Raw genomic sequence first — 23,428 nt, forward strand, 5'->3', positions numbered from 1 at the left:
CCGGTGCCGCGCTTGAGTCACTCCACCGGCCGTAGCCGGTAGAGGCTGCCTTGCGCCTCGTCATTGACCAGGTAGATGGCACCATCGTGCCCCTGGTGCACGCCGCGGATGCGTCCGATCTGTCCGTCCAGCACCACTTCGCTGTCGGCCAGCTGCTCTCCCTCGATCGACAAGCGGTACAGCCGCTCGCCGCGCAGCCCGCCGGCCAGCAGGTCGCCCTGCCACTCGCCGAAGGTGACCGAGGTCACCTGAGCCAGACCGGAGGGGGCGAAGGGAGCTTCGAAGACGTGGATCGGATCCTGCATTCCCGGCAGGGAGTCCTCGCCGATGGGCTCGCGGGTGCCATAGTCGCGCCCCTGGCTGACCTCGGGCCAGCCGTAGTTTTCTCCCGCGACGATGAGATTGAGCTCGTCGCCGCCGAAGGGGCCGTGTTCGGTGGCCCAGACCTCACCCTGCTCGGTCACCACCATGCCCTGGATGTTGCGGTTGCCGAGGGTGTAGATCTCGGCCCGGGTGGCATCTTCGTCGGTGAAGGGGTTGTCGTCGGGAGCGCTGCCGTCGGCGGCTAGCCGCAGCACGCTGCCGGCATGATCGTCTGCCGCCTGGGCGCGTTCAGGTGTGCCTCGGTCGCCGATGGACATCAGCAGGGTCTCGTCGGGCAGCCAGGCGAGCCGTGAGCCATAGTGCCGCCCGGGGCCGGAGAAGCGGTCCTGTTCGAACAGCGTCTCGACGTCGCTCAGGGCATCGTCGCTCAGTCTGGCGCGGTTCAAGGCCGTTGCCGTGCCGCCGTCGCCGGGCTTGCTCCAAGTGAAGTAGAGCCAGTCGTGCTCACCGTCACCGTAGCGGGGGTGCAGCGTGACGTCGAGCAGGCCGCCCTGGCCTTGAGCGCTGACCTCGGGCACGCCCTCGAGATGCGTGATGCTGCCGTCCTCATCGATCAGCGCCAGGCGTCCCGGCCGCTCGGTGACCAGAAAGCGCCCGTCGGGCAGCATGGTTACCGCCCAGGGGTTCTCGAGACCCTCGGCAATGCGCTCCAGGCGCAGCTCCAAGTGTTCGGTGGAGAGACTCTCTTCGATGACTTCGGCGCCGACCGCTGCGGTGGCCAGGACAGTACCGCTTGCCGCGATACCTGCCAGCACAACGACGGACAATGGCTTGTTTGCTTCGTGCATGACTTCCTCCCTTGCATTTCTTTGCCGCCCCAGAAGATAGAGACTGTGGTGCAGCCGGGGTGTTCCCTTCACCCCTCGGTCTCGCTTGCCGGCTACATCAGGATAGCCAGCAGAATGGGCAAGTAGAACAGCGCCAGCAACGTCGAGCAGAACACCAGGCTGGCAACGTATTCCGGTTCCCGCTTGGCGCGCTGAGCGAACAGGTAGTTGAACACCGCCACCGGCATGCACATCTGCAATATCAGGATGCTGAGTGCCAGCGGCGGCAGGTTCAGCAGCGTGCCGATACCCCAGGCCAACAGTGCGGCGATGGGGATGCGCAGCAGGCTGAAACCGATGCCCGTTTTCAGGTTCTTCACCTTGATGCTCGCCAGCGACACCCCCAGCGTGATCAGCATCAGCGGCACCGTGAAACCCGAGATCAGGTCGACGCTGTTGGCCAGCCACAGCGGCAGCCCGGTATCCGTCAGCAGCAGGAGCAGTGCTATCAGGATAGCGTAAACCGTAGGCGTCCTGAGCAGAGTCTTCAAAGGATTGCCGGTACTGGCAAAGATGGCGCCGATGGTGAACTGGAACAGCGAGACCGTCACCATTACCGTGATACCGAAAGCGAAGCCCGCGCTGCCGAAGGCGTAGAGCACCACCGGCAGGCCCATGTTGCCGGTGTTGGGGTACATCATCGGGGCCAGCAACACTCGCCAATCCTGCTTCAGCAGCCGCGCCATGGCGAAGGTGGCGCCGCCCATCAGTATTATCACCAGGGCGGTGGCCAGCATGGTGCGCCCGAAGCTGCCGGCATCGATGTCGGCACCCGTGAGCGAGGCGATGACCAGGGCCGGCGTGCCGATGTTGAAGACCAGGCGGGTGACGAAGTCGACGGGAAAGGGATGTCCCAGGCGGATCCACGTGAAGCCCAGTCCGGCACCGGCCAGAATGGGGGCCATGACGGCGAAGAGATCGGGGATCATCGAGCATCCTTGGCGGTGAGAAAGCCCAGTATTGTCGTGAAGAGTGCGGTGGCGATGCAAGCTCGCCGCATGCCGCTGCCTTGGTGCAAATGGGTGAAACCGTTAAGCTGCGAATCTTGTTCGCCAGGAACCTCTCATGTCAGCCAACGCTTCCGCCAACAGTTTCCATGCGCTGGTGCGCCTGCTGCGCTACGCGCGCGGCTACCGACGCCGCATCGTTGCCGCCACCACCTGCTCGGTGATCAACAAGATATTCGACATCGCCCCCGAGATCCTCATCGGCGTGGCCATCGACGTGGTGGTCAACCAGGAGCGCAGCTTCGTCGCCCGGCTCGGCTTCACCACGCCCCAGGAGCAGATCCTGGTGCTGGCCGTGCTCACCTTCTTCATCTGGGCCGGCGAGTCGATCTTCGAATACCTCTACAAGATCCTGTGGCGCAACCTGGCCCAGCGGCTGCAGGCCGACATGCGCCTGGACACATACGAGCACGCCCAGCGTCTCGACATGGCCTACTTCGAGTCGAAGAGCTCGGGCCAACTGGTGGCGACCATGAACGATGACGTCAACCAGCTCGAGCGCTTCCTCGACGGCGGCGCCAACTCGCTGATCCAGGTCGGCGTGACCGTGGTGGCGGTGGGCGCGGTGTTCTTCGTCATCTCGCCGTTGATCGCGCTGCTTGCCTTCACGCCGATCCCGCTGATCATCTGGGGCGCCTTCTTCTTCCAGCGCAAGGCCGGCCCGCTCTACGCGGATGTGCGCGAAAAGGTCGGCGATCTGGCCAGCCGGCTCTCCAACAACCTGGCCGGCATCGCCACCATCAAGAGCTTCACCAGCGAGGCGCGCGAGGCCGAGCGGCTGCGTACGGTCAGCGAGGCCTACGTGGAGGCCAACCGCCGCGCCATCCGGGTCAGCTCCGCCTTCATTCCGGTGATCCGCATGGCGATCCTGGCCGGCTTCCTGGCCACCTTCACCGTGGGCGGCATGCTGGCGCTGCGCGGCGACCTCAACGTGGGCGCCTACGGCGTGCTGGTGTTCCTCACCCAGCGCCTGCTGTGGCCGCTCACGGGTCTTGCCGAGGTGATCGACCTGTTCGAACGCGCCATGGCCAGCACGCGACGTATCCTCGACCTGTTGGCAGTGCCAATCACGGTGAAGGACAACGAAGGCCAGCCGCTGGCCGAACCGGTGCGCGGCGAGGTGAGCTTCGATGACGTCAGCTTTCGCTACGCGGCGAGCGGTGTCGGCGTCGATGGCATCAGCTTGCACGTGCCCGCTGGCAACACCCTGGCCCTGGTGGGCGCCACCGGCTCCGGCAAGTCGACCCTGATGAAGCTGCTGCTGCGCTTCTACGATCCCTCGGCCGGCGAGGTGCGCATCGACGGCCAGCCGATTGCCGAAGTCAGTCTCGAATCGTTGCGCCAGGCTATCGGCCTGGTGAGTCAGGACGTCTATCTGTTCGAGGGCTCGATCCGCGACAACATCGCCTACGGCAAGCCCGATGCCAGCGAAGAGGCGGTGATCGAAGCGGCGCGCACCGCCGAAGCCTGGGAGTTCATTCAGGCGCTGCCCCAGGGGCTCGACACCGCCGTGGGCGAGCGTGGCGTGCGCCTCTCCGGTGGCCAGCGTCAGCGGCTTTCCCTGGCCCGGGCGCTGCTCAAGGACCCGCCGATCCTGGTGCTCGACGAAGCCACCAGCGCGGTGGACAACGAAACCGAGGCGGCCATCCAGCGCTCGCTGGCCAAGATCGGCCACGGCCGCACCGTGATCATGATCGCCCACCGGCTCTCCACCATCGTTCACGCCGACGAGATCGTGGTCGTCGACGGCGGCAAAGTGGTGGAGCAGGGCAGCCACGCCGAGCTGCTCCTGCGCGGCGGTCGTTACGCCGCTCAGTGGCGGGTGCAGACCGGGGCGCTGGAGGAGAGCGAGGTGCTGGGCTCTGCCTAGGCTGAGCGCTCGTCGCGCTAGGGAAGCGCTGAGCAAATCGACGAGCGGGATGAAGCACAAGGCGCACGGAGCACAGGAACCGGAGCATATGGGGTATATGTGAGGATTCCGAGCACCGCGCAACGCAGTGATTCGCTCGCGCAGGCATTTGTGCAGTGTTTCCCTAGATGAACAGGGCCACCCAAACCACGGTGACCACCGCAAGCAGGCCGGCCAGCACGCGATAGTTCTTCCACAGCGGCTTGTCGGCCAGCTCGCGCGACTCTTCATGCCAGGCCTCGCGGGACCAGACGTATTCCTTGAGCGCTTCCCGCTCAGGCGGCTCGCTGAACAGGGTGATGCCGACGAACAGGGTAAGGCTCAGCAGCAGCATGACCCCGGCACCGTAGAGGAACTGCAGCTGATACAGCTCGAAGATCTCGCCGGCAAGGAAGCCGGCGAGGCCGATCGGCGCGGCAATCACCAGGGTCCAGAAGGCAGCCGTCGCCGTGGCCCGATACCAGAACAGCCCGCCGAGGAAGATCACCACCACCGGCATGGTCACGTAGCCCAGGAACGACTGGAAGTACTCGACGATGCCGTCGAAGGTGAGGATCACCGGCGCCCACAGACCGGCCGCCACCATGAACACGCCCACCATGGCCCGGCTGATCAGCAGGATCTGCTTTTCGCTGCGCTGCTTGCCGTGGGTCTTGACGAAGTCATTCACCACCAGCGAAGAGGCGCCGTTGAGCACCGAGTCGAGGGTCGACATCAGCGCCGCCACCAGCGCCGCCAGCACCAGGCCGCGGATGCCGATGGGCAGGAAGTCGAAGGCCAGCATCGGCCAGATCAGGTCCGAGTCGGGCAGGTCAGGGTAGAGCGCCCGCCCCATGGTGCCGGGCAGAATCAGCAGGAACAGCAGAGGCAGCTGGAGAAAGCCGGCCATCAGCACGCCCCAGCGGCCATGGTCGATGCTCTTGGCCGAGAGCACCTTCTGCATGACGATATGGTTCGTCGTCCAGTAGTAGAAGCCCAGCCACAGCACCCCGGTGAGCACCCCTGGCCAGGGCAGGAAGTCGTCGTCCGCCGGCTTGAACACCGTGAAGCCATCCTCCGGCGCCGCCTCCCGGACGGCGCCCCAGGAGCCCAGCTCGCGAAACAGCATGAAGAAGATCACCGCGCCCGCCACGTACAGCAGCACGGCCTGAATGGTATCGGTGATCATCACCGCGCGCAGGCCGCCCAGGATGACGTAGATACCGCCGAGCAGCGCCATGGCGGTGATCAGCAGGCCCAGCGGGACCTCGGGAAACAGCAGCTTCAGCACGATACCGCCGGCGAACAGCGCCCCGGCGCTGTCGATGAATAGCGCGGTGAACACCGAGAAGATGGAAAAGGCGTAGCGCGAGCGCTTGTCGTAGCGGCAAGCCAGGAACTCCGGCATGGTGCTGACGCGAGAGCGCAGGTAGAACGGCAGGATGAACAGCGCGAAGAACACCAGCACCAGCGTGGCCATCCACTCGTAGTTCCACACCGCGATGCCGTCTTCGTAGCCGGCCCCGGCCAGGCCGATGTAGGAAGTGCCGGAGAGGTTGGCGGAGACCAGGCTGAAGCCCACCAGCGGCCAGATCATGCCGCGACCGGCAAGGAAATAGCTCTCCGAATCCTTGCTCTTGCGGCCCACCCAAAAGCCAATGGCAAGGATCATGCTCACGTACAAGCCCACGATCACCAGATCGATCGTCGCCAGTTCGAACTCGGGCACGGTCTCCCTCCTCTGCCCATGGTTCAGGTTCGAAACGGCTGTGGTGACCCTCCAGGTCGAGCCGTTTCGACGTCGGACTGCTTAACAAACCCTTGTCCAGTACAAACTTAGACCAGGCGCGGTAGGGCGACAACGCAGCCGCCAGTGCCCTTACCTCATCAGCAGATTACCTCACCAGCAGGGCATCGAGCCTGACCGGCACCTCATCGCCGATCTGCTCGTAGCCGAGCAGCAGCATCACCGAGCGCAGGGTGGGATCCGCCATCAGCGCCTGGCCATCCAGCGCCACCCGCTCGGCGTTGGTCACCTGCACCTCGGCACTGCTTCTCTTGGTGAAGCGCACCGGCAGCGACTCCTGGCGTACGTTGTTTCCTGAACGTACCGTCATCGTCAAGGTTTCCACTAGCGACTCACCCACCTCGAGCCGCTCCAGCCGCTCGGGCGGAAACTGGGTGGTCAGGGTGGCCATGGGCCGCTCGGTCAGGCCGGAGAGCCACGGCGGCAGCGGCCCCAGCCGCTCCACCACGTCGCTCTGGTTGAGCCGCAGCGGCAGCTCCAGGGTGCCGTTCGTACTGGCACTGCCGCTCAGCCGGCGCACCTCGTGCTGGCGGGGGATGGGGCCGTCGGGGGCGATCTGCATCACGGTGGCCGACACCCGCGAACGCTCCGGGTCGAGCTCCCAGGCGGAAAGCGGCAGGGCAAACAGCAGGGCGGTGGCGCCCAGCGGCAACAGCGAGAAAGAAGCGAAAAGGCGTTTCATGAGCGGTGCGTCTCCAGGAGCGAAAGGCTCACCCCAGAAGACACGCCAAACGCCGGGAAGTGCCCGACGCAGCGGCGCGAATTTGCCGCCGCCCAGGCTCTGGCCACGCCCATCAGCTTTCGCTATCATACGGCGGCGCAATGCAGGGCCTATAGCTCAGTTGGTTAGAGCAGGGGACTCATAATCCCTTGGTCGCTGGTTCGAGTCCAGCTGGGCCCACCAAATTTTCTTCCCGCTCCATCCTAGAACATGCCATAAACCCCGCAACCATGGGCTTCTTGGTTGGGCGACGTTTCATGACATGTCAGAAAGATTCTTGACATGCCCCCGTCAAAGGGGGCATCAATGGGGGCACAACCACATGATGCCCATTTGGTGCCCCCATGAGCCAACGCCAGACCAACAAACTGACCGCCACTGCTGTGCGCAACGCTAAGCCACGCGATAGGACCTATCGCTTAGCCGATGGGGGTGGTCTTTACCTGGAGGTCACGACTGCAGGGGGAAAATACTGGCGACTGAAATATCGCTTCCATGGGAAGGAGAAGCGCCTGGCCATCGGTGTGTACGGCGATAAGAACGGCGAGGTATCGCTTGCTCAGGCTAGGGACGAGCGGGACAAGGCGAAAAAGCTGTTAGCTCAAGGTTCTGACCCCAGCACCATCAAGCGCATTGCCAAGCTTGAGGGTAAGGTCGGTGTGGCGAACACCTTCAGGGCAGTAGCGACCGAATGGCTGGAGGAAGTTCACAAGCATAATGTCGTGCCGACACACTACAGCAAGAACAAGAGGCGGCTAGAGCGAGATGTCTATCCCTACCTAGGAAGCCGTCCCGTAGCGGACATCACCCCGCTCGAATTGCTGGAGTGCCTGCGCAAGGTCGAGAAGCGGGGGCACCTTGAGACCGCGATTCGCATCAAGACCGTAGTGGGCATGGTCATTCGTTATGCCATCACCACGGGACGAGCTGAGCGTGACCCAACGACCGACCTGCGAGGTGCCTTGAGACAGCCAACAGTGAGCCATTACGCGGCAATCACCGATCCCGAAGAACTCACCGGGCTCCTCCGGGCAATCGATGGCTATCGCGGCCAGCCTGTCACGATCGCTGCGCTGAAGCTGGCTACCTTGCTGTTCGTACGTCCTGGGGAGTTGCGTCATGCGGATTGGAAGGATTTTGATCTCGACGAAGCAACCTGGAGCTTCCTGCCTAGCAAAAACTCACCGCCGCTGATCGTGCCGCTTCCTCGGCAGGCCGTGACGATTCTTCGTGAACTCTATCCTCTCACCGGTCGCGGACACTTTGTCTTGCCTGGCCTGCGCAGCAGTAAACGTCCGATGTCCGAGAACACGATGAAGGGCGCCCTGGACTCCATGGGATATAAGGGTAAGCAGACTGCCCACGGTTTCCGGGCCACTGCGAGGACAATTATCGCTGAGCGCTTGGATTACCCCGAGCAATACGTTGAACAACAGCTGGCCCATAAGGTGCGAGATGCCAACGGCCGCGCCTATAACCGGACCAAGTTCCTGGATCAGCGGCGAGAGATGCTGCAAACGTGGGCGAACTATTTGGACGAACTGCGACAGGGGGTGAATAATGCTGAGCAGTATCGCCACGGTAAAGGAAACGAGTCACGTAGAAGCGCAGCCCTTGCGGATGGCTAGGGCTCATCTGATGGCGACTGCAGACCCCCTAGTACAGGCCTGCTCATGGACCAAGTGAAGACCGCTAGGCCTTACATGTGCATGGACCGATGGCTGTGAGCACCTGACATAATACAGCTCGCTCACAGATTGGCCAGTCGACCTGGCATCGACGCCTCGCGGTCACTGTTTCCTCGTTACACAAGGATGATCATTTCTGAGTGTTTGGGCTCCCGCACATTGCTAACTGGAAAAAAATCAAAATTAGACAAGTTTCCTAATTCTACTTTTGCCTCATGATATGCCATGCGAGACCACATGCGGATTAATATTTATGGCAAACATAAGTTCGGTATCTACTAGTTGTGAGACGTACCAATTACTGCGTCGGGGAGAAGTTCTCGCACGTTGCGCGTTCTCTAATTCAACCCTTCACCGTTTGATCAAAAGCGGTGATTTTCCCCCACCAATACAACTCGGCTCTAGGGCTGTCGCTTGGATCGAGTCTGAAATCAACAGCTGGATAGAGCAACGGATAGAGAATGCTCGTTGTAGCGAAAGCGATGCATTGGTGTAAGGGAAGAAATTTTGGGTATCCGGATTAAGTGGTTGACGATTCATTCTGATTCACCAGAGCCTTAATCCTCCCAGAAGGTTGATAGGTCGACGCCGAAGTTCTTCTCGGGCGCGGGGGTACCCCTGCCGTAGGTCATGGTGGCCTTGCCCAGGTGGGGGGCTTAGGCTGCGGCGCCTTCTTCTAGTGCTTGGTGGTGTAGAGCATCCGGGCACGCATCGTATCGTCACAGCCACGAGCTACACGACTAATTGCTCGACGCCGACGGAATAGACCCGGGCAGCGAATGATTATGTGCTGACCCAGGCCGCTTCAAGGCCATCACTTCGACTCCCCCAAGCGGATCGACTGGTAGTCAGCTCCCTTGAGTTCAGGACCTGTAGTGCACTATTCCTGTCACCCTCGAAGTGCTCCAGACCTGGCTGGGCGCGTGTCAAGACTGATGGCCATAGGCTTGACTGTGGTCAAGAAGAGGCTCGATAACGAGTGTTTCGATTGTCGTGCCCCTGCCGGCTGGATACCTTGGGAAGAGTTTTCTTAGCGGTATATGGCTGGAAATGAGAGGGGATAAAAAAATGAAAATGAGCGCTCTGGTGGTAGCCGTGACTGCCACCTCGTTGGCTAGTGGTGCCTGGGCATTGGATTACGACGAGCTACGTGATCGGGCCAATCGCGTCATGGGCAGCGTTCAGGCGACTCCCGAAGAGGACATCGAGAATCCGATCGCCAAGCTCGGACAGGCGCTCTTCTGGGACATGCGCCTCTCTTCGAATGGTGAAGTTGCCTGTGCGAGCTGCCACTTCCAGGAGAACTGGGGATCTGATAGCCGCGAGCGTTCGATCAATGCACGTGGCGGGCGTACCATGCAATCCCAGACTGTCTTCCACTCTATGGAGACACCAGGGCTGCGCTGGCTGGCAGACCGTGAAAGCGGAGCGGCCCAGGCCATGGGTTCGATTACCGGGTCGATGGGCTTCGATCAGCGTAGCGACATCCTGCCGGTGCTCAAGGAGCACGGTTACGAGGAACTCTTCCAAGAGGCTTTCCCGAATGACCCCGAGCCTGTCTCGGTGGAAAACTATGGGCAAGCGTTGGAGTTCTACCAAGCCACGCTACGCACGCCGGCGCCCTTCGACGCCTGGCTCGAAGGCGACGACGATGCCTTGAGTGAGCTTGAAGTAAAAGGGCTCGACCGCTTCATGAACGTCGGTTGCGTGGGCTGCCACAGCGGCAATTTGGTAGGTGGTACCATGCTGCAGCGCTTTGGCGTGATGGAGAACTATTGGGAGCACACCGGTTCACCGGAGATCATGTCAGGCCTGATGACGGTGACCGGTGAAGAGCGCGACCGCTTCTTCTTCCGCGTTCCGCTGCTGCGTAACGTGGCCAAGACCGGCCCCTATTTCCATGATGGCTCCGTCGATAACCTGCGTCGCGCCACTGCAATCATGGCGAGGGTGCAGCTCGGTCAGGATCTGGATAGCGAAGCGCTGGATGAACTGGTGGCTTTCCAGGAGGCGCTGACAGGTGAAATCCCGGTCAACTTCCATGCCCCGGAAGGTGTTCCCTTCGAGCTTCCCGAAGGTGTCAAGGCCGATTGAGATAGTGAGCCTGGACACAAGCGGGGTCGGTCGTCAGAGATCGGCCCCGCTGTGTTTTGGACAAGCATTCGCCGGCTCGCACGCATCGAAGTGCCGAGACGCTAACTGGCAGCCGATACGCAAGAATGGATGCCCTGCCGGCTACAGGGTGATGAGTATGCCGCCGCCGGCCAGGATGAGCACCACCGACCAGGCGGGCAGTTTCCAGACGCTGAGCAGGAGGAAGCCGGTCAACGCAAGCGCAAACTCTTGAGGGCCAAGAATGGCACTGGTCCAAACCGGCTGGTAGAGAGCAGCGCCCAGAATACCCACGACTGCCGCATTGGCGCCGCGCATCAGTGCCTGAGCGCTATCCCAGCGACGAAAACGGTTCCAATGGGGCAGTACAGCCACCAGCAGCAACATCCCGGGCAGGAAGATCATCACCAGCGCCAGGGCCGCAGCGAACAGGCTGCCGCCGAGTGGTGCCACCACTGCACCCAAATAGGCGGCAAAGGTGAACAGCGGCCCTGGGACGGCTTGGGCGGCACCGTAGCCTGTCAGAAACTCGTCCGCACTCACCCAGCCGGACTGCACCACTTCGGCTTCCAGCAGCGGCAGCACGACATGTCCGCCGCCGAATACCAGAGCACCGGCGCGGTAGAAGGCGTCCATGACCGACAAGGCTGCGCTGGGAGTGGCCCAAGCCAACAGCGGCAGGCCGAGCAGCAAGGCAACGAAGGCCAGCCCCGCCAGATGGCCGGCACGTGTCGAGACAGGCAGTGGAAGATCATGAGCATCGGCCGCGGCGTGGGCGCGACATAGCAGCATGCCAGCCAGGGCACCGATCACGATGGCGCTCACTTGGCCCAGTGGGCCGCTGATCAGCACTACGGTCAATACCGCTGCCAAGGCGATGCCGGCGCGCCGAGAATCGGGACAGAGACTGCGGGCCATGCCCCACACGGCGTGTGCGACGATGGCCACGGCGGTGACCTTGAGGCCGTGGATGATGCCTTGGCTGATTGGACCATCTAGCACCGCGGCTCCCAGCGCAAAGAGCACAAGCACGATGGCCGAGGGAAGGGTGAAGGCTGCCCAGGCTGCCGCCGCTCCCCAAGGGCCGCCGCGCATCAGCCCCAGAGCGAAGCCCACTTGGCTACTGGCGGGGCCGGGCAAGAACTGGCACAACGCCACCAGGTCGGCATAGGCCTGTTCCGTGAGCCAGCGGCGTCGCTCCACGAATTCGGTGCGGAAGTAGCCGAGGTGAGCGATGGGGCCACCGAAGGAGGTCAGGCCCAGCAGCAGAAAGGCACCAAACACTTCTCTGATGCGCCCGGCAGGATGTGGGGTATCGCTCATCATTCGGCTTCCTTGTCACCTTTATTCGAAACACATGTACTTAAAGTGCCGATCTCGTCCTTCATGGCCTCGCCGGTAAGCTCCCTCAACTGTCGTTTGGCTACCGCCAGTCCTTCACGACCGAGGTCGGTTGCACGGTAGAACCTGCGCCGTGTGCTTCCCTGAGAATCTTCACGGGAGACCAGATACCCCTTGCGCTCCATTGAATGCAGCATGGGATAGAGAGTCCCGGGGCTTAGTCGATAGCCGTGGTGTGCCAGCTCGTCGATCATCCACTGACCGTATATCTCATGCTCAATGGCGTGGTGTAGAACATGCAGCCTCACCAAGCCGGCGAGAAGGTCATGATGCTCCATGGAATTGACACCTGTATTACCAAAAACGAAAATCGATATCGAAATCCGTTTTAACAAGTCAGTGTTCCCATGACAAGTCGTCGTTTTCCGCATATGCACAAGGAGTAACTGCAATGGCTAAACATTCTGACGAATTTTTACGACTGGCCAACGACGCCAGACAGCGCATTACCGAAGTCTCGCCCGCCGAGGCACGTAAGCGAGTTGCCGAAGGGGCAGTGCTGCTGGATGTCCGTGACAAGGAAGAGTACGAAGCAGGTCACATCGAGGGGGCGATGAATATCAGTCGCGGCACCCTGGAGATGCGCATCAGCGAGATAGCACCAGATAAGCAGGCCCCCATTGTTTGCCACTGTGGCGGTGGCAATCGAGGAGCCTTGGCGGCCGATGCCTTGCAGAAGATGGGCTACACCCAGGTGGTCAGCCTCGAGGGGGGGCTCAAAGCTTATGAGGCGGATGACAAGACCTCATGATAGAAAGTGCGGTTCTGGTGGTGGCGACCGGCTTCGGACTGGGCTGGTTGCCGTGGGCGCCGGGGACCTTCGGATCGCTGATTGGTCTGCCACTGGCCTGGTGGCTGCTGGGTTATACGCCTGGGCGGCAGGTCTTGATCATGGCGGTGCTGCTGGCCGTGGCCGTGCCGCTCTGTCACTGGGCTTCCCTGTGGCTGGGAGGTGGCGATGCTCCCCAGATCGTTGCCGATGAGTACCTAGTGTTTCCTATCACCATGATCGGGCTTGCCATGGCTCGCCGTCCATGGATGCTAGGAGTGGCGTTCATGCTATTCCGGTTGTTCGATGTTACCAAGCCACCGCCCATCAACCATATCGAGGCCATTGGCGGCGGCCTCGGCATTGTGCTGGATGATGTCATGGCAGCCCTCTATGCCTGGATGGTGCTGGCCATCGGCACCGCCCTGTGGCGCCGGTGCCATCTCCGGTGATGTAACAGTCCTGGCATCTTCACTTAGAGCGTTATCAACCAAGAAATCTGGTGATTAGACGAGATGTGTCCCCAGTGCGACATCAGCTATTCAACCATTTATTCCGGATACCCGAAATTTTTATACACCAATAATTTTCGGACTTGCAGAGATTTGGATTAAGGCGTTGGCGCGGTGATCATCGATTGCTGCTCGCGGGAGATCCTTGCCTGGCGATTATCGGAAAATGGCAGCAGCAAGACGGCCGAAGCCGCGCTGGAAGAGGCTCTGGTGCATCGATTTGGCGCCCTGGGACGGATCTAATAGCCACTGGCGCTGCGGTCCGATAACAGGTTGGTTTTCAGCAGCCGGCACTATGCGTCGACAGTGAAGGCCTACCACACCAGTCTCTGGGCTATGTAGCACCCCAAGCACACCCGGAATTAGCTGCGTAGGGTGTGCAAAAACCAAGGGGGTTACAGCTGGTACTACAATAGTCAACAGGTGATATCTCACACTGCATGCAGCAGCTCCCCGCAGGGTAGGGGAACCCCTCTATCGCTGTCTTCTTCGGTACTGTCCGAGGGAGGGCTGAACATTGTCAGCGTCAGAGCTATAAGACCGTAGAGGGGGTGCGGATAACTTTCTCTGACGTTGACACCGGCGAAGGAGAGCCCCATGCCATTAGAGCAATCCAATTCGGGAGACACTGTCTCTCGAATTAGAAAACGATATAGATCAGTTGCATAGAGCGAAGATTCCATCAGGGAATAGGGCTGATAATAACTGATTGACTTATAAGGATCTCCTGAGTAAATATAGATCGTGTGACAGTACATGCACGCAGGAAAAGGTCGGCTGATAAGCCGCAGTGCCAGCCGAAGTTAGCCTAGTTTCCAGTTGGAAAACTCATCCACATTTGGCACGCACTGCGTGCGGAATTGGTTGAACCGTAACCTACGCTGCTAATGGTGGAGAATTAGACCACCTCTCAGATTTTGTTGCGAGAAGCGGCAGAGTATTGTCACCTCGAGAGACAATCGATGGGTTCGCTATTTATGAGGAGGCAACATGGCTGACACCATCGGTACTAGTATTTTCATCTGCTACCATTATTGCAGTTTCGAAGATTGTTCGGACTGGGTAGAATAGAGCTTCATTTCGTAATGCGGAGTTGTTTATGCTTTTTAGTACGGATCAGCGTGAAATTATTGACGCAGCATGTAGCCCGCTTAGTGCTGCTCAACGTGAACAGCAAACAGGACATTTTATCAGTATTCCTGCTGTCGGTGGAAGTGGTAAAAGTGTTATCATAATAGAGTTGGCGCGCAGGCTTTCGGATAAAAATATTTTATTTCTTTGCCACGGTCGGAACGTTGCGGAGCGTGCCAAGGGTACCTTGCCACAAAATGTGAAAGTTTCCACAATGACAGCGATGGCATTGCAATTTTTGCGTAAAACTCACTCTGCAAAAGTACACAATAGAAAAATCAGGGGATCGCTTACCAACGACGAAATATTTTCGGCAGCTTCTATAGGGGCTAGCCACGAAGATATTTTCCGAGCGCGTCGCATACTAGGCCGCTTTTATGTAAGTCGCAACAGGTTTCCGGAGTTATCAAATGTTCCACCCTCTCTTAGGGATGGTGATAATTGGGTAAATAATAAGAAAGAGGTCAATGCGGCACTTGATGTCGCCCGAACCATCTGGTTTTCCCAGTGCAGCCGAGAACTGGGTAGCGCTCCGCTTACCTACCCGGCTGCCTTAAAGCTCTGGACGCAATCACATACTGAAAATCATTATGTTGAGTCAGTTGATAGAACTGAGAGAATTTCTCCGCTTGAGGACCATGAAATAATCGTCATTGAGGAAGCGCAAGATTCGAGTGAGGCTATGCTTGATTTTCTCGTTCGACAAAACAAGCATGCCATCCTCCTTTTCGGCGATCCTTTTCAAGCTCTTAATCAAGGGGATTCAAGAATCCGGCATTTGAGCCATCCCATCCATCAACAGGCAACGATAAAAGAAATGCCTGAATCCTGGCGGTTTGGCCCTTCCATCGCCAGTGTGCTCAATGGGCTTACTGCAAAAGCAGGCTATCGCGAACCAGAGCGAATCATTGGCTTGGGAAAATCTAATATTTACCCTGCGAACAAACGTTACGTATGGGAAGCAAGGGAACAGCATTATACTTTTATTTCATATGGCTGGCCTACATTGTTCCAGTGTGCACTAGAGGCAACACAAAAAGGTAAGACGCTAGGCTGGGTGGATGGGATCGAGAGTTATCCTGTCGCTCTTTTAAGAGATCTTTCCGCTCTCGCCACTTCCTACGACCCTAAGGTACACGATGTGCCACCAAGTCAGCAAATTAATACCTTTTGGCTTAGGCAATGCAGCGACCTGGAAATGGCGAGGGAGCTGAGTGTTAAACGAAATAATTCACTTTGTGTCGCGCTCTGTGATTGGATTAATTCTATTTCTGAAGTGGATTTACTGACTTACATTGATGGCTGGAGAGAGACAGATCGTGCACGGCAGGAAGCATTGTTAGAACCTTGGGAAACGCCGCCTCAGCGTGATATTACTCTAGCTACTGTTGACAGGGCTAAGGGTAACGAATTCACCCGTGTGGCTATTGCTGATGACTTTGTTCCAATGCGACTTCTAAGTGGCTGGAAGGTTGCAAAAAAAGATTGGTTAATTATCAACGCCGCTTACACGGCTATTTCAAGGGCGCAATACGAAGTAGCCATTCCAGTAGAGCTACTTGATCACTTTGAAGATTACGGATGGACCTTGCGCTCTAATAGTTTTGGAGACCATGATAGTGTGCCACCGGAGACGAAAAGGCACCCTCACTTTGGAGCCCATTACCAAGCGGTTCTGGAGATGACGCCAAGTAATCGTGGCAAACGACATGTTGCCAAAGTTTCCGGTAAGAGGAATCCAATGTATTCCAACTCTCAGCCGAGCCTTCGTGAGAGAGTTGAACAAGGCGCTGCTGAACATGCTCACTTGAGTGTTGAGGAACATCTGGCCATGCTGCCTGGGCGCCGACGGCGCCGGCGTAAATGACTTGTCAACATGACGGAAAGTACTCCCTTTCTTTGGGGCGCAGTTGCCTTACTCCCGCTACACCCCGATATACGTAAAACCCGAGAAGATATGCGGTAAAATGGATGACGTAAGACTGTAACCTCCGAGTTACCACTTGGAAATACGTAGCCGGGGGATCTGGCTTGAGCTGTGCCCTGACCTGGAAAGGCCGAGAGAAATACGCATGGAACGGCCGAATGCTGAACTAATTATAAAACAGACCAGCCATGGGCTGGTTCAACCTAGGCCGCACTCCGCTGGTACACTAGGCAGGTGGTCTAAGGCTATGATTTTCGAGTGAGCAGCAGTTGTTGCACGGGATGTTGTTATGGGAGTTTTCCTCAAGCCGCATGATTGTAGGAGTAATGCAATTCATCTCTGGGCTGTGACAGTTCGGGATGAATGACGGGTATTCTTGTTGTTTTCTATTTTTCTCGTAGCGGTTTTCTCAGATCCGTGATCGGCAGCGATAGTACAAGTTATAGTAATGCACACGCACTATTCTATGGTGCAGCAGGATCACTATGATGAGAGAATAGCCAGACTGGCGATCTGCTCGTGGATGCGCTTTCGCACCAACTCTAGTTCACGCTTTAGCTCTTCCTCTGACGGAAGGTGGGCCAGGTACTGGGCGGTGAATATCTGCTCGCTGTCGGTGAGCATGGAATATTTCACCACGGCCTCGCTCTTCTGGCTGCAGAGAATCAGACCGATCGTGGGGTTGTCGTCGGGGCCGCGATACTGCTCGTCGTAGATGCGGATGTAGGTGTCCATCTGGCCGACATCCTGATGGGTCAGCTTGCCCAGCTTCAGGTCTATGAGCATGAAACACTTGAGCACGAAGTTGTAGAAGACCAGGTCGAGGTAGAAGTCCTCACCGTCGACACTGATACGCTGCTGCCGGCCGACGAAGGCGAACCCCTTGCCCAGTTCCAGGAGGAAGGCCAGCAGGTTGTCGATCAGTCCCCGTTCCAGGTCGGCTTCCAGGTATCGCTCGCCGGGCAGGTTGAGGAATTCCAGGACGTAGGGGTCGCGCAGGAAGGCGCGGCGAGAGGCCTGCAGCGGCTGGGTCTGTTGATCTGCCTCCTGCTGCACAGTTGCCTTGTCCTGGCTGCTGAGCAGGCGCTCGTAGTAGAGCACGTTGATCTGTCGCTTTAGTGCGCGAACGCTCCAGCGTTGTTCCGCTGCTTCTCGCATATACCACTGACGCGCGGATGGGTTGTCCACCTTGAGGAGCGCATGGTAGTGGGACCAGCTCAATTCGGGAGACACTGTTTCTCGAATTGGGAAAGCGAGATAGAACCGGCGCATAGAGCGTAGATTGGTGATATCGAACCCAGAACCGAATTCGTCCGTGAGCCGCACGGCGAGACCTTGTAGCTGGCGCTTGCCGTAGGCGGCCCTGGCCTCACCCTGCTGTTCGTGCTCGACGATGAGCCGGCCGATCGACCAATAGGCGTCCACCATGGCGCTGTTCACCGTGCGCTGCACGCGCTCTCGCGCCAGAACAATGACGTCACGGATCTCGGAGGGCAGCTCGAACTCGATGTTACTCATGTCAGGCATCCTATCGCCGGCTGTTACGCACCCACTAAGCGCCAGTGTCGGGCGGTTCGCGCTTGGCGTGATCTTCCAGATCATGGAGCGTAGCGCAGTTCAAGTTCATCAGAAACTTCACTCGGAGTGGGCCCATCACTCGGTCGTGAGTTTGGCTCGGCAGCCAGGTGCCGGTGAAGGTAAGGGGCTGGGGGAAGTGGTCACGGAGGTCGATGGCCCGGTAGGCAAAGATCCGGGTTAGCTGGTCTGTGGGCGGGTGTGCGGACTGTATCATGGGGAGGCTACCCAGCGGATGGTTTGGCTTCCAGATGAGCCCATAGTCAACGCGGACTACCGTTGCTTCCTTACGGGTACCAGAATTGTCAAAAAAAAGCAGCGCCGCCTTCCTCGTCGATCGCCTCATGCACCGCGTCCAGGGCGGCCTGGTCGGTGGCGAAGCGATCTTCCCACACATGGGAGGTGCCATCCTCGTTGACGCCTTCCAGCAGCCAGTCGACCTCCTCCGCCGAGCGGTAGATATCCACCTGTAGGGTATGGCCGTCGCAGGTAATGGTCTGGCTCAAGGGGTTCTGGATCAGTTCGGGGCCAGGGCTCATGGCGGTGTCTCATGGTTGGCGGCGCGAGCTGGCCGGCCTGGGCTTCGTCGAGCGCGGAGAAAACGCCGTGCTGCTCGGCCCGCCCGGCGTCGGGAAGACACATCTGGCCGTCGCCTTGGCGGTGAAAGCCGCCGAGGCCGGCCACCGGGTGCTGTTCATGACCCTGGATCGCCTGGTCGGCACGCTGATGCGCGCTCGCCAGGAGAATCGTCTGGACCGGCAACTCCAGCAGCTGACCTATCCCAAGGTGCTGGTACTCGATGAGATGGGCTACCTGCCGATGACCCGCGAGGAGGCCAGCCTGTTCTTCCGCTTGATCAACCGGCGCTACGAGCGGGCCAGCACCATCCTCACCTCGAACAAGTCGTTCATGGACTGGGGTGAGATCTTCGGCGATCAGGTCATTGCCACGGCGATCCTGGATCGGCTGCTGCATCACTCGACCACGCTGAACATCAAAGGCGAGAGCTACCGGCTGAAGGACAAGCGTCGAGCCGGATTGGTGACCACACCGACGACGAAGGAGGACGAGACCTCACACGCCCCTGACCCTGGTCCGATGAGTGCAGACTGAAGATCACCGGACAATCTGAACTGATGAAAACCGGACAACCTTCGCTGACGTTGACACCTTGGCATGGGTGGAGTTCCACAGCCCCGACATCGCCAGCTTGCCGCTGCCGGCGGTGACCTGGAACTCGATGCGGTAGACCTCGGTCATGCCCTTGTCGCTAAGGCCAATGGTATGCACCACCCCGGGCTTGCCGAGCCCTTCGGGGATCAGCCCGCCGCCGCCCTGCTCCTTCACCCAGCGGCGCACCTGCAGGGCGTACTCCAGGCACTGTCGCACGTTGTCCTTCTGGTATACCCGTGCGGGTAGAGCAGCTTGAGCAGGCCGGAGACGGTCTTGCGCACGGCGATGACGTCGCGCTGGTTGAGGTTGTCACCCAGGCGGAAGTACTGGTCGATGGCATCGGCGAAGCTGCGCTTGCGCATCTTGCGGAAGAACTCGGCCAGGTAGTCCACGATGAAGCCGTAGCGCTGGGTGAAAAACGATGGCCGCATCTTGGGGATCTCCCAGCCCGGGGTGTAGGCGTGGAAGCGGTCGAAGAAGGTAGCATCGATCATGGCGTCAGGGAACGGGGTTAGCAGGTGCCTAGTCTTCACCAACGACTCCACGCTCTGGTTGATGTTGCCGACGAACACCATGGAGGCGGAGGCCACCATCTGCTCGCGCCCACGGGCGAAGGAGCCGGAGGCCATGTAGTCCTTCATGATCTGCACGCCAACTTGGTCCTTGAACGAGATGCCGCCCACCTCGTCGAAGGTCACTAGGTCCCACATGCCGACCAGGCTGATGCGACGCGAGCTCATGTTGTAGAACAGGTTGGCCACGGTGGTCCGGCCACCCGAGACTAGGATGCTGTTGGGCGAGCACTCCTTGTAGATATGGCTCTTGCCGGTACCGCGGGGAACCAGCTCGCAGACGTTATAGTTGTTCTCGACGAAGGGAATCATCCGGGCCAATAGGTGCCACTGCACCTATTGGCCACCAGCTCGGCGGGCTCCATGCCGATGGCGCGCACCAGAACCTTCCGCCACTGGTTGGTGGTGAAGCCGCGGCGCCCCTCGAACAGCTCCTCCATGTTCATGTGGGGCATCTGGATCGGCTTGAGCTGGCTGATCCCAAACGGCGAGCCGCGCTGGCCCACCCCGTGGAAGTAGCGCAGCGTCGCGATTACCCAGATCCCGCACACCAGCAGCTTCTCATGCTCCTTAACGATGCCAGCAGAGATCTCGGCATCCTTGATCCCGAGGTTGCTGAACGCAGCCTCGTAGCAGTCCTGCTTCTCGTTGAGGCGCACCGTCACCGATCAATCACCTTGAAGCTGCCACGTTCGCCGTCGAGCTTGAGCTCGCGCACCCGGGCGGTATCCAGGCCGGGAATATCGATCTCCAGGCAGTCATCGAGGATCTGGAAGCCGCCCTCATGGTCCGGGTGGGAGAGCGCCCGCCGGCCATGATCCAGTTAGCCCTTGAGCTCCATGAAGCGGATCGCACACAGGCGGTTGAACCAGCTGTAGGCGGCCTGCTCCATGGCCTGCTGGAAGCCCAGCTGGGTCACCCACTTGGCTAGCGCCTCGCGGGGGCCACGCAGCGCCTTGGCGAAACTGTGGGTCTGGCCATCCAGCGCGCTGATCAGCATCACGTCGCCACGCACCTCGGCGGGCGCGACATGGCCCTTGGTAATCCCGTAGCGGGCGGTCTGGCGGGTCATGGTCTCGATGAGGCGGTACGCGCCGTGGGGGCGTACTTCTTGATATTCCCTGTGTTCATATTAGATCTCTGTCGACTCCGGATCTTGAGGGCCGGTGATCATGCGTATTGAAAGTGCCTGAGGTTGTCGGAATCAGACGCTTGATCGATCGGATCAAGCGGTTCGAACCCGACTGGCAAAGTGAGAAGGCTGGCATCGTCCCGCAGGCTGTGCCTTGGCGTGCCCGCTTCAAGGTGCTCCTGCCAGTAGCCATCGGTGCTGAGCAGCAACACTTGGCCCTGCTGCAGCGATAAAACATGGTAGTCAGGGGCTCTGAAATGCCTGGCGTTCAGGCAGCGGGTCAGCTGCTGCTCATGCCGGTCCTGCTCTTCGCTTGAACGAGGAGGCGGTAGACCGGGCTGCTGAGCCAGAATGTGCGGTGTGGTCAGCCATCGCATCTCGGTATGGCGACGTAGGCCAACCCGGCAGTCACCGCAGTGCCAGATCTGGGCTGCCAGTGTCTTCAGGTCGAGGCTAACCATGCAGTAGCTGGCGATATCGCGGAGGAAGCCGTGCCGTAGCTGGGCGTGTTCCTGTTTGAGGCGAGCATGAACTTCCGCCGGTGAACGAGCAGAAGCCTCGGCCAGCACTTGCAACACGACATCGGCCCAGTGCCGAGCCAACTCGGCGCCCCGGGGGCCTTTCTCTGCGCCGTCGACCAGCACCGCTAGGAGGTACTGATCTTGCTGACTCACTGCCGCGGCATCGCTGTTGCGGGCGCGCTCACGGCCTTGTTGGCTGAACCAGCTGGCCCGCATCAATCTCTCTCCCCGGCTAGGATCTCCAAGCGCTCGAAGAGCAATGCCGCCCTGTCCCGGTCCCCGGCCTGGCTCTGCACGGCATATTCGAAGAACTCATCGTCGAGGAGTTGGGCGAGTTCTTTAGCGATATAGGTTTGAAGGGCGCTTTCGGCTTCCTGCACCTCATCGAGTAATTCGGGCCGACCGTCTACGAGGTTGAGTATGTCCTCGATGTCATGGCTTCCGAGCGGATCACCATTGCCGCGCCCCTTGTAGGCCTCAAGCTTGGTGGCGACGAACAAGGGCGGCGTGACCACGCGGATAGTGAGACCACCGCCCAGCGAGATGGGCTCCGCTGTTTTCAGCGCCTGAGGGTACCAGTAGTTACTGAAGCCCAGCACCTCGTCATGATCCGGCATCAGGTCCACCCGCAGCTCACCGAGCTTCATTGCACAAATGGACATGTCCTCATCCATTGAGGAAGGCTCCTTGAAGCCACGCACTTTCAAGGTTTCTTTGAGTCGGTGAAGGCTGGCATAGCCGATCACGTGAACGATCAGATCGACATCATCGGTGCTGCGCACCTGCTCCTGTGTGTATGGGTCGGTCAGCAGAAGCCCAGTTGTGCATCCACCAACGAAGGCAACTTGCTCCCGCAACTCTTCCCCTAGCGCCTCCGCTACCTGCCGCAACATGGCGCACTGATCGTCAAATAGACTCATGTCTCACCCTAAATACTCTGCCAGCAGATTAGCGGCTACCTTGCTTTCACGTGGCTGACCAAGGCGGATAGCGTCAACCAGAGCCAACATGGCATATAGCTCCTTGTCACGGCGAACCGCATAGGGGGCACTCTTGAAAAGCGGCTCGACCGCCTGGCCTTTGGTATTTCCCCTGGCGTCCGGCCAAACCATCACTAACTCACCCGAGCTGAATAGACGCCCTTCCAGCACGGGAGCGGCAAAGGAAGTGGCAATCCCTCTGGTGATCTCGCCAGGCCTGGCGGGAAAGACGTAGCGCAACCCATGCACTATGAAGTCAAACAGCGCTTTGGTGTTGGCACGAGGCACACCGGTCTTTCGTTCTTTGCGTGCTAAATTGACTTCCAGGCAACGCTGCAGGGCCAGGCTCACCTGGCTCTTGCTGATACCTGTTTCTTCCGCCAGAGTTCTAACGCTGTAGCGCGCTAAACGGGCCTCGCTATCAGAAAGCCGTGATTCGTCCTCGTCTAGCGCATCTTCGCCCTCAATCTGCCAGTCGCACCAGTCGTTAGGTAGAGACATCTCCAGCTTTCTGAACCGCCCCTCAGGGTCTTCCCGTTCCCGCTTTTTCAATGCCACCAACTTTAGTAACAGGCCTACATCTTGACTTTTCATAGTTCCCTCACGCCATCCGTCCTATGTCCTAGGACAAGGGACATGCTTGGCGGGTTGGCGTGCTGTTGTCAAGAACATTCACGGTCAACGAATCCTAACGCGCTTATTGCTCCGGATGACGTCCTGCAATTCCCGCTTGAGGGCATCGAGAAAGGTATCGACTTCCTGCTGGCTCTCCAGGTAGAGCCTACCTTGCTGTGGTGTTCTCCAGCAGATACTGGCAGGCGTCGTCGAGGCGGGTGCTAAGATTGCTGCGGTTGAGGTCGAGCTTCTGGCCTAGGGCGTAGACGTCAGCGTCGAGCAGCATCTCTGCCAGGCGTACCAGCAGATGCTTGCGGCGCACCTGATTCTCTGGGCCGCGGGCGGCGAGGATGCGCTCCACGCTGCCGTCGCCAGAGGCGGTGTTGAGGCGGATGCACTCCTCTTGGCCATTTCCGCCTGAAGCGACTTGACGAGTTCTCGTCTTCGTCGAGCAGGCGGCGAACTCTTTTTGTGCGTAGATCTGCAGGTGGGTCTCGCCCAGTGCCTTCTTGGTTTCCTGCAACTCGGACTCATACTGCGGCGAGGACGAGGCTGCTTAACGAAAGAGTTATCGTCAAATCTGGTGGATGACGGTCAGGCCGCATTCCTGTCTGATTGATCGGCTACTTGCTCTCCGTCCTGAAACTTGACGTTGCTGACGACCAGTTCCAGCTTCTGGAAGTGCT

At 59.3% G+C, this 23,428-nt stretch carries 23 protein-coding genes, 1 tRNA gene and 2 pseudogenes; 9 read left to right on the forward strand and 17 right to left on the reverse strand.

The genetic code is table 11. From position 1 onward, the window contains the following. Positions 1 to 17 precede the first annotated feature (17 nt). Positions 18 to 1,172, reverse strand: coding sequence for a PQQ-dependent sugar dehydrogenase (locus HOP59_RS03230; protein WP_234252765.1), 1,155 nt, complete (start codon positions 1,170 to 1,172; stop codon positions 18 to 20). Positions 1,173 to 1,264: 92 nt separating this feature from the next. After that, complete coding sequence (locus HOP59_RS03235) at positions 1,265 to 2,140, reverse strand: AEC family transporter (RefSeq protein ID WP_234252766.1); 876 nt, start codon at positions 2,138 to 2,140, stop codon at positions 1,265 to 1,267. Between the two features lie 136 nt (positions 2,141 to 2,276). Between HOP59_RS03235 and HOP59_RS03240 the strand changes: the two genes are divergently transcribed. Beyond that, on the forward strand, positions 2,277 to 4,088 hold the full coding sequence (locus HOP59_RS03240; protein WP_234252767.1) for an ABC transporter ATP-binding protein: 1,812 nt from the start codon (positions 2,277 to 2,279) through the stop codon (positions 4,086 to 4,088). Positions 4,089 to 4,251: 163 nt separating this feature from the next. On the opposite strand, the gene HOP59_RS03245 is transcribed toward HOP59_RS03240, so the two are convergent. Both HOP59_RS03245 and HOP59_RS03250 read right to left on the reverse strand, forming a co-directional pair. Next, positions 4,252 to 5,835, reverse strand: a complete 1,584-nt coding sequence (locus tag HOP59_RS03245; RefSeq protein WP_234252768.1) for a sodium:solute symporter family transporter — start codon at positions 5,833 to 5,835, stop codon at positions 4,252 to 4,254. A gap of 166 nt (positions 5,836 to 6,001) precedes the next feature. After that, entirely contained in the window at positions 6,002 to 6,595 is a 594-nt protein-coding gene (locus HOP59_RS03250; RefSeq protein WP_010629576.1) for a hypothetical protein, read from the reverse strand. Between the two features lie 145 nt (positions 6,596 to 6,740). Between HOP59_RS03250 and HOP59_RS03255 the strand changes: the two genes are divergently transcribed. The 3 genes from HOP59_RS03255 to HOP59_RS03265 all read left to right on the forward strand — a co-directional run bounded on the left by HOP59_RS03255 (position 6,741) and on the right by HOP59_RS03265 (position 8,818). Beyond that, a tRNA-Ile gene (locus HOP59_RS03255) sits at positions 6,741 to 6,817 on the forward strand. Positions 6,818 to 6,978: 161 nt separating this feature from the next. After that, entirely contained in the window at positions 6,979 to 8,262 is a 1,284-nt protein-coding gene (locus HOP59_RS03260) for a tyrosine-type recombinase/integrase (protein WP_234252769.1), read from the forward strand. Positions 8,263 to 8,575: 313 nt separating this feature from the next. Beyond that, the gene (locus HOP59_RS03265) at positions 8,576 to 8,818 is read left to right on the forward strand and encodes a helix-turn-helix transcriptional regulator (RefSeq protein WP_234252770.1); all 243 of its coding nucleotides are present in this window, start codon (positions 8,576 to 8,578) and stop codon (positions 8,816 to 8,818) included. Positions 8,819 to 8,879: 61 nt separating this feature from the next. Here the strand turns inward: HOP59_RS03265 and HOP59_RS23650 are convergent. After that, positions 8,880 to 9,040 (reverse strand): annotated as a pseudogene (locus HOP59_RS23650) (ISL3 family transposase); the annotation flags it as partial. A 350-nt stretch (positions 9,041 to 9,390) separates the two neighbouring features. Here HOP59_RS23650 and HOP59_RS03270 point away from each other — a divergent pair. Next, complete coding sequence (locus tag HOP59_RS03270; RefSeq protein ID WP_234252771.1) at positions 9,391 to 10,416, forward strand: cytochrome-c peroxidase; 1,026 nt, start codon at positions 9,391 to 9,393, stop codon at positions 10,414 to 10,416. Positions 10,417 to 10,557: 141 nt separating this feature from the next. On the opposite strand, the gene chrA is transcribed toward HOP59_RS03270, so the two are convergent. After that, positions 10,558 to 11,757: a chromate efflux transporter gene (chrA, locus tag HOP59_RS03275; protein WP_234252772.1), complete on the reverse strand. Its 1,200-nt coding sequence runs from the start codon at positions 11,755 to 11,757 to the stop codon at positions 10,558 to 10,560. Further along, complete coding sequence (locus tag HOP59_RS03280) at positions 11,757 to 12,113, reverse strand: PadR family transcriptional regulator (RefSeq protein ID WP_234252773.1); 357 nt, start codon at positions 12,111 to 12,113, stop codon at positions 11,757 to 11,759. The genes chrA and HOP59_RS03280 overlap by 1 nt, the downstream gene beginning before the upstream one ends. Before the next feature lie 113 nt (positions 12,114 to 12,226). On the opposite strand from HOP59_RS03280, the gene HOP59_RS03285 reads away from it, so the two are divergent. The 3 genes from HOP59_RS03285 to HOP59_RS03295 all read left to right on the forward strand — a co-directional run bounded on the left by HOP59_RS03285 (position 12,227) and on the right by HOP59_RS03295 (position 16,114). After that, complete coding sequence (locus HOP59_RS03285; RefSeq protein ID WP_234252774.1) at positions 12,227 to 12,586, forward strand: rhodanese-like domain-containing protein; 360 nt, start codon at positions 12,227 to 12,229, stop codon at positions 12,584 to 12,586. Further along, on the forward strand, positions 12,583 to 13,056 hold the full coding sequence (locus HOP59_RS03290) for a phosphatidylglycerophosphatase A family protein (protein ID WP_234252775.1): 474 nt from the start codon (positions 12,583 to 12,585) through the stop codon (positions 13,054 to 13,056). Before HOP59_RS03285 ends, HOP59_RS03290 begins: the two co-directional genes overlap by 4 nt. A gap of 1,159 nt (positions 13,057 to 14,215) precedes the next feature. After that, positions 14,216 to 16,114, forward strand: coding sequence for a DEAD/DEAH box helicase family protein (locus HOP59_RS03295; protein WP_234252776.1), 1,899 nt, complete (start codon positions 14,216 to 14,218; stop codon positions 16,112 to 16,114). 543 nt (positions 16,115 to 16,657) lie between these two features. On the opposite strand, the gene HOP59_RS03300 is transcribed toward HOP59_RS03295, so the two are convergent. Both HOP59_RS03300 and HOP59_RS03305 read right to left on the reverse strand, forming a co-directional pair. Then, the gene (locus HOP59_RS03300) at positions 16,658 to 17,692 is read right to left on the reverse strand and encodes a PDDEXK nuclease domain-containing protein (protein WP_234252777.1); all 1,035 of its coding nucleotides are present in this window, start codon (positions 17,690 to 17,692) and stop codon (positions 16,658 to 16,660) included. A gap of 362 nt (positions 17,693 to 18,054) precedes the next feature. Further along, positions 18,055 to 18,288, reverse strand: a complete 234-nt coding sequence (locus HOP59_RS03305) for a hypothetical protein (protein WP_234252778.1) — start codon at positions 18,286 to 18,288, stop codon at positions 18,055 to 18,057. Positions 18,289 to 18,310: 22 nt separating this feature from the next. Here HOP59_RS03305 and istB point away from each other — a divergent pair. Next, positions 18,311 to 18,862, forward strand: a pseudogene (gene istB / locus HOP59_RS03310) (IS21-like element helper ATPase IstB); the annotation flags it as partial. A gap of 3 nt (positions 18,863 to 18,865) precedes the next feature. Here the strand turns inward: istB and HOP59_RS23655 are convergent. The 8 genes from HOP59_RS23655 to HOP59_RS03345 all read right to left on the reverse strand — a co-directional run bounded on the left by HOP59_RS23655 (position 18,866) and on the right by HOP59_RS03345 (position 23,265). Next, complete coding sequence (locus HOP59_RS23655; RefSeq protein WP_234252779.1) at positions 18,866 to 19,138, reverse strand: hypothetical protein; 273 nt, start codon at positions 19,136 to 19,138, stop codon at positions 18,866 to 18,868. Continuing rightward, positions 19,093 to 19,830, reverse strand: a complete 738-nt coding sequence (gene brxL / locus HOP59_RS23660) for a BREX system Lon protease-like protein BrxL (protein ID WP_422675845.1) — start codon at positions 19,828 to 19,830, stop codon at positions 19,093 to 19,095. The genes HOP59_RS23655 and brxL overlap by 46 nt, the downstream gene beginning before the upstream one ends. Beyond that, a complete protein-coding gene (locus tag HOP59_RS23665) occupies positions 19,803 to 20,159 on the reverse strand; it encodes an anti-phage BREX system Lon protease BrxL (protein ID WP_422675847.1) in 357 nt (118 codons plus the stop codon). Before HOP59_RS23665 ends, brxL begins: the two co-directional genes overlap by 28 nt. A 158-nt stretch (positions 20,160 to 20,317) precedes the next feature. Further along, entirely contained in the window at positions 20,318 to 20,566 is a 249-nt protein-coding gene (locus HOP59_RS03325) for a BREX-1 system adenine-specific DNA-methyltransferase PglX (RefSeq protein ID WP_234252780.1), read from the reverse strand. 98 nt (positions 20,567 to 20,664) lie between these two features. Then, the gene (locus HOP59_RS03330) at positions 20,665 to 21,363 is read right to left on the reverse strand and encodes a PP2C family protein-serine/threonine phosphatase (protein ID WP_234252781.1); all 699 of its coding nucleotides are present in this window, start codon (positions 21,361 to 21,363) and stop codon (positions 20,665 to 20,667) included. Further along, on the reverse strand, positions 21,363 to 22,067 hold the full coding sequence (locus HOP59_RS03335; RefSeq protein WP_234252782.1) for a hypothetical protein: 705 nt from the start codon (positions 22,065 to 22,067) through the stop codon (positions 21,363 to 21,365). Before HOP59_RS03335 ends, HOP59_RS03330 begins: the two co-directional genes overlap by 1 nt. A 3-nt stretch (positions 22,068 to 22,070) precedes the next feature. Beyond that, positions 22,071 to 22,721, reverse strand: coding sequence for a hypothetical protein (locus HOP59_RS03340; protein WP_234252783.1), 651 nt, complete (start codon positions 22,719 to 22,721; stop codon positions 22,071 to 22,073). 187 nt (positions 22,722 to 22,908) lie between these two features. Next, a complete protein-coding gene (locus HOP59_RS03345; protein WP_234252784.1) occupies positions 22,909 to 23,265 on the reverse strand; it encodes a hypothetical protein in 357 nt (118 codons plus the stop codon). Positions 23,266 to 23,428: the final 163 nt, after the last annotated feature.

Source organism: Billgrantia aerodenitrificans, from assembly GCF_021404405.1.
Lineage (GTDB): Bacteria > Pseudomonadota > Gammaproteobacteria > Pseudomonadales > Halomonadaceae > Halomonas > Halomonas aerodenitrificans.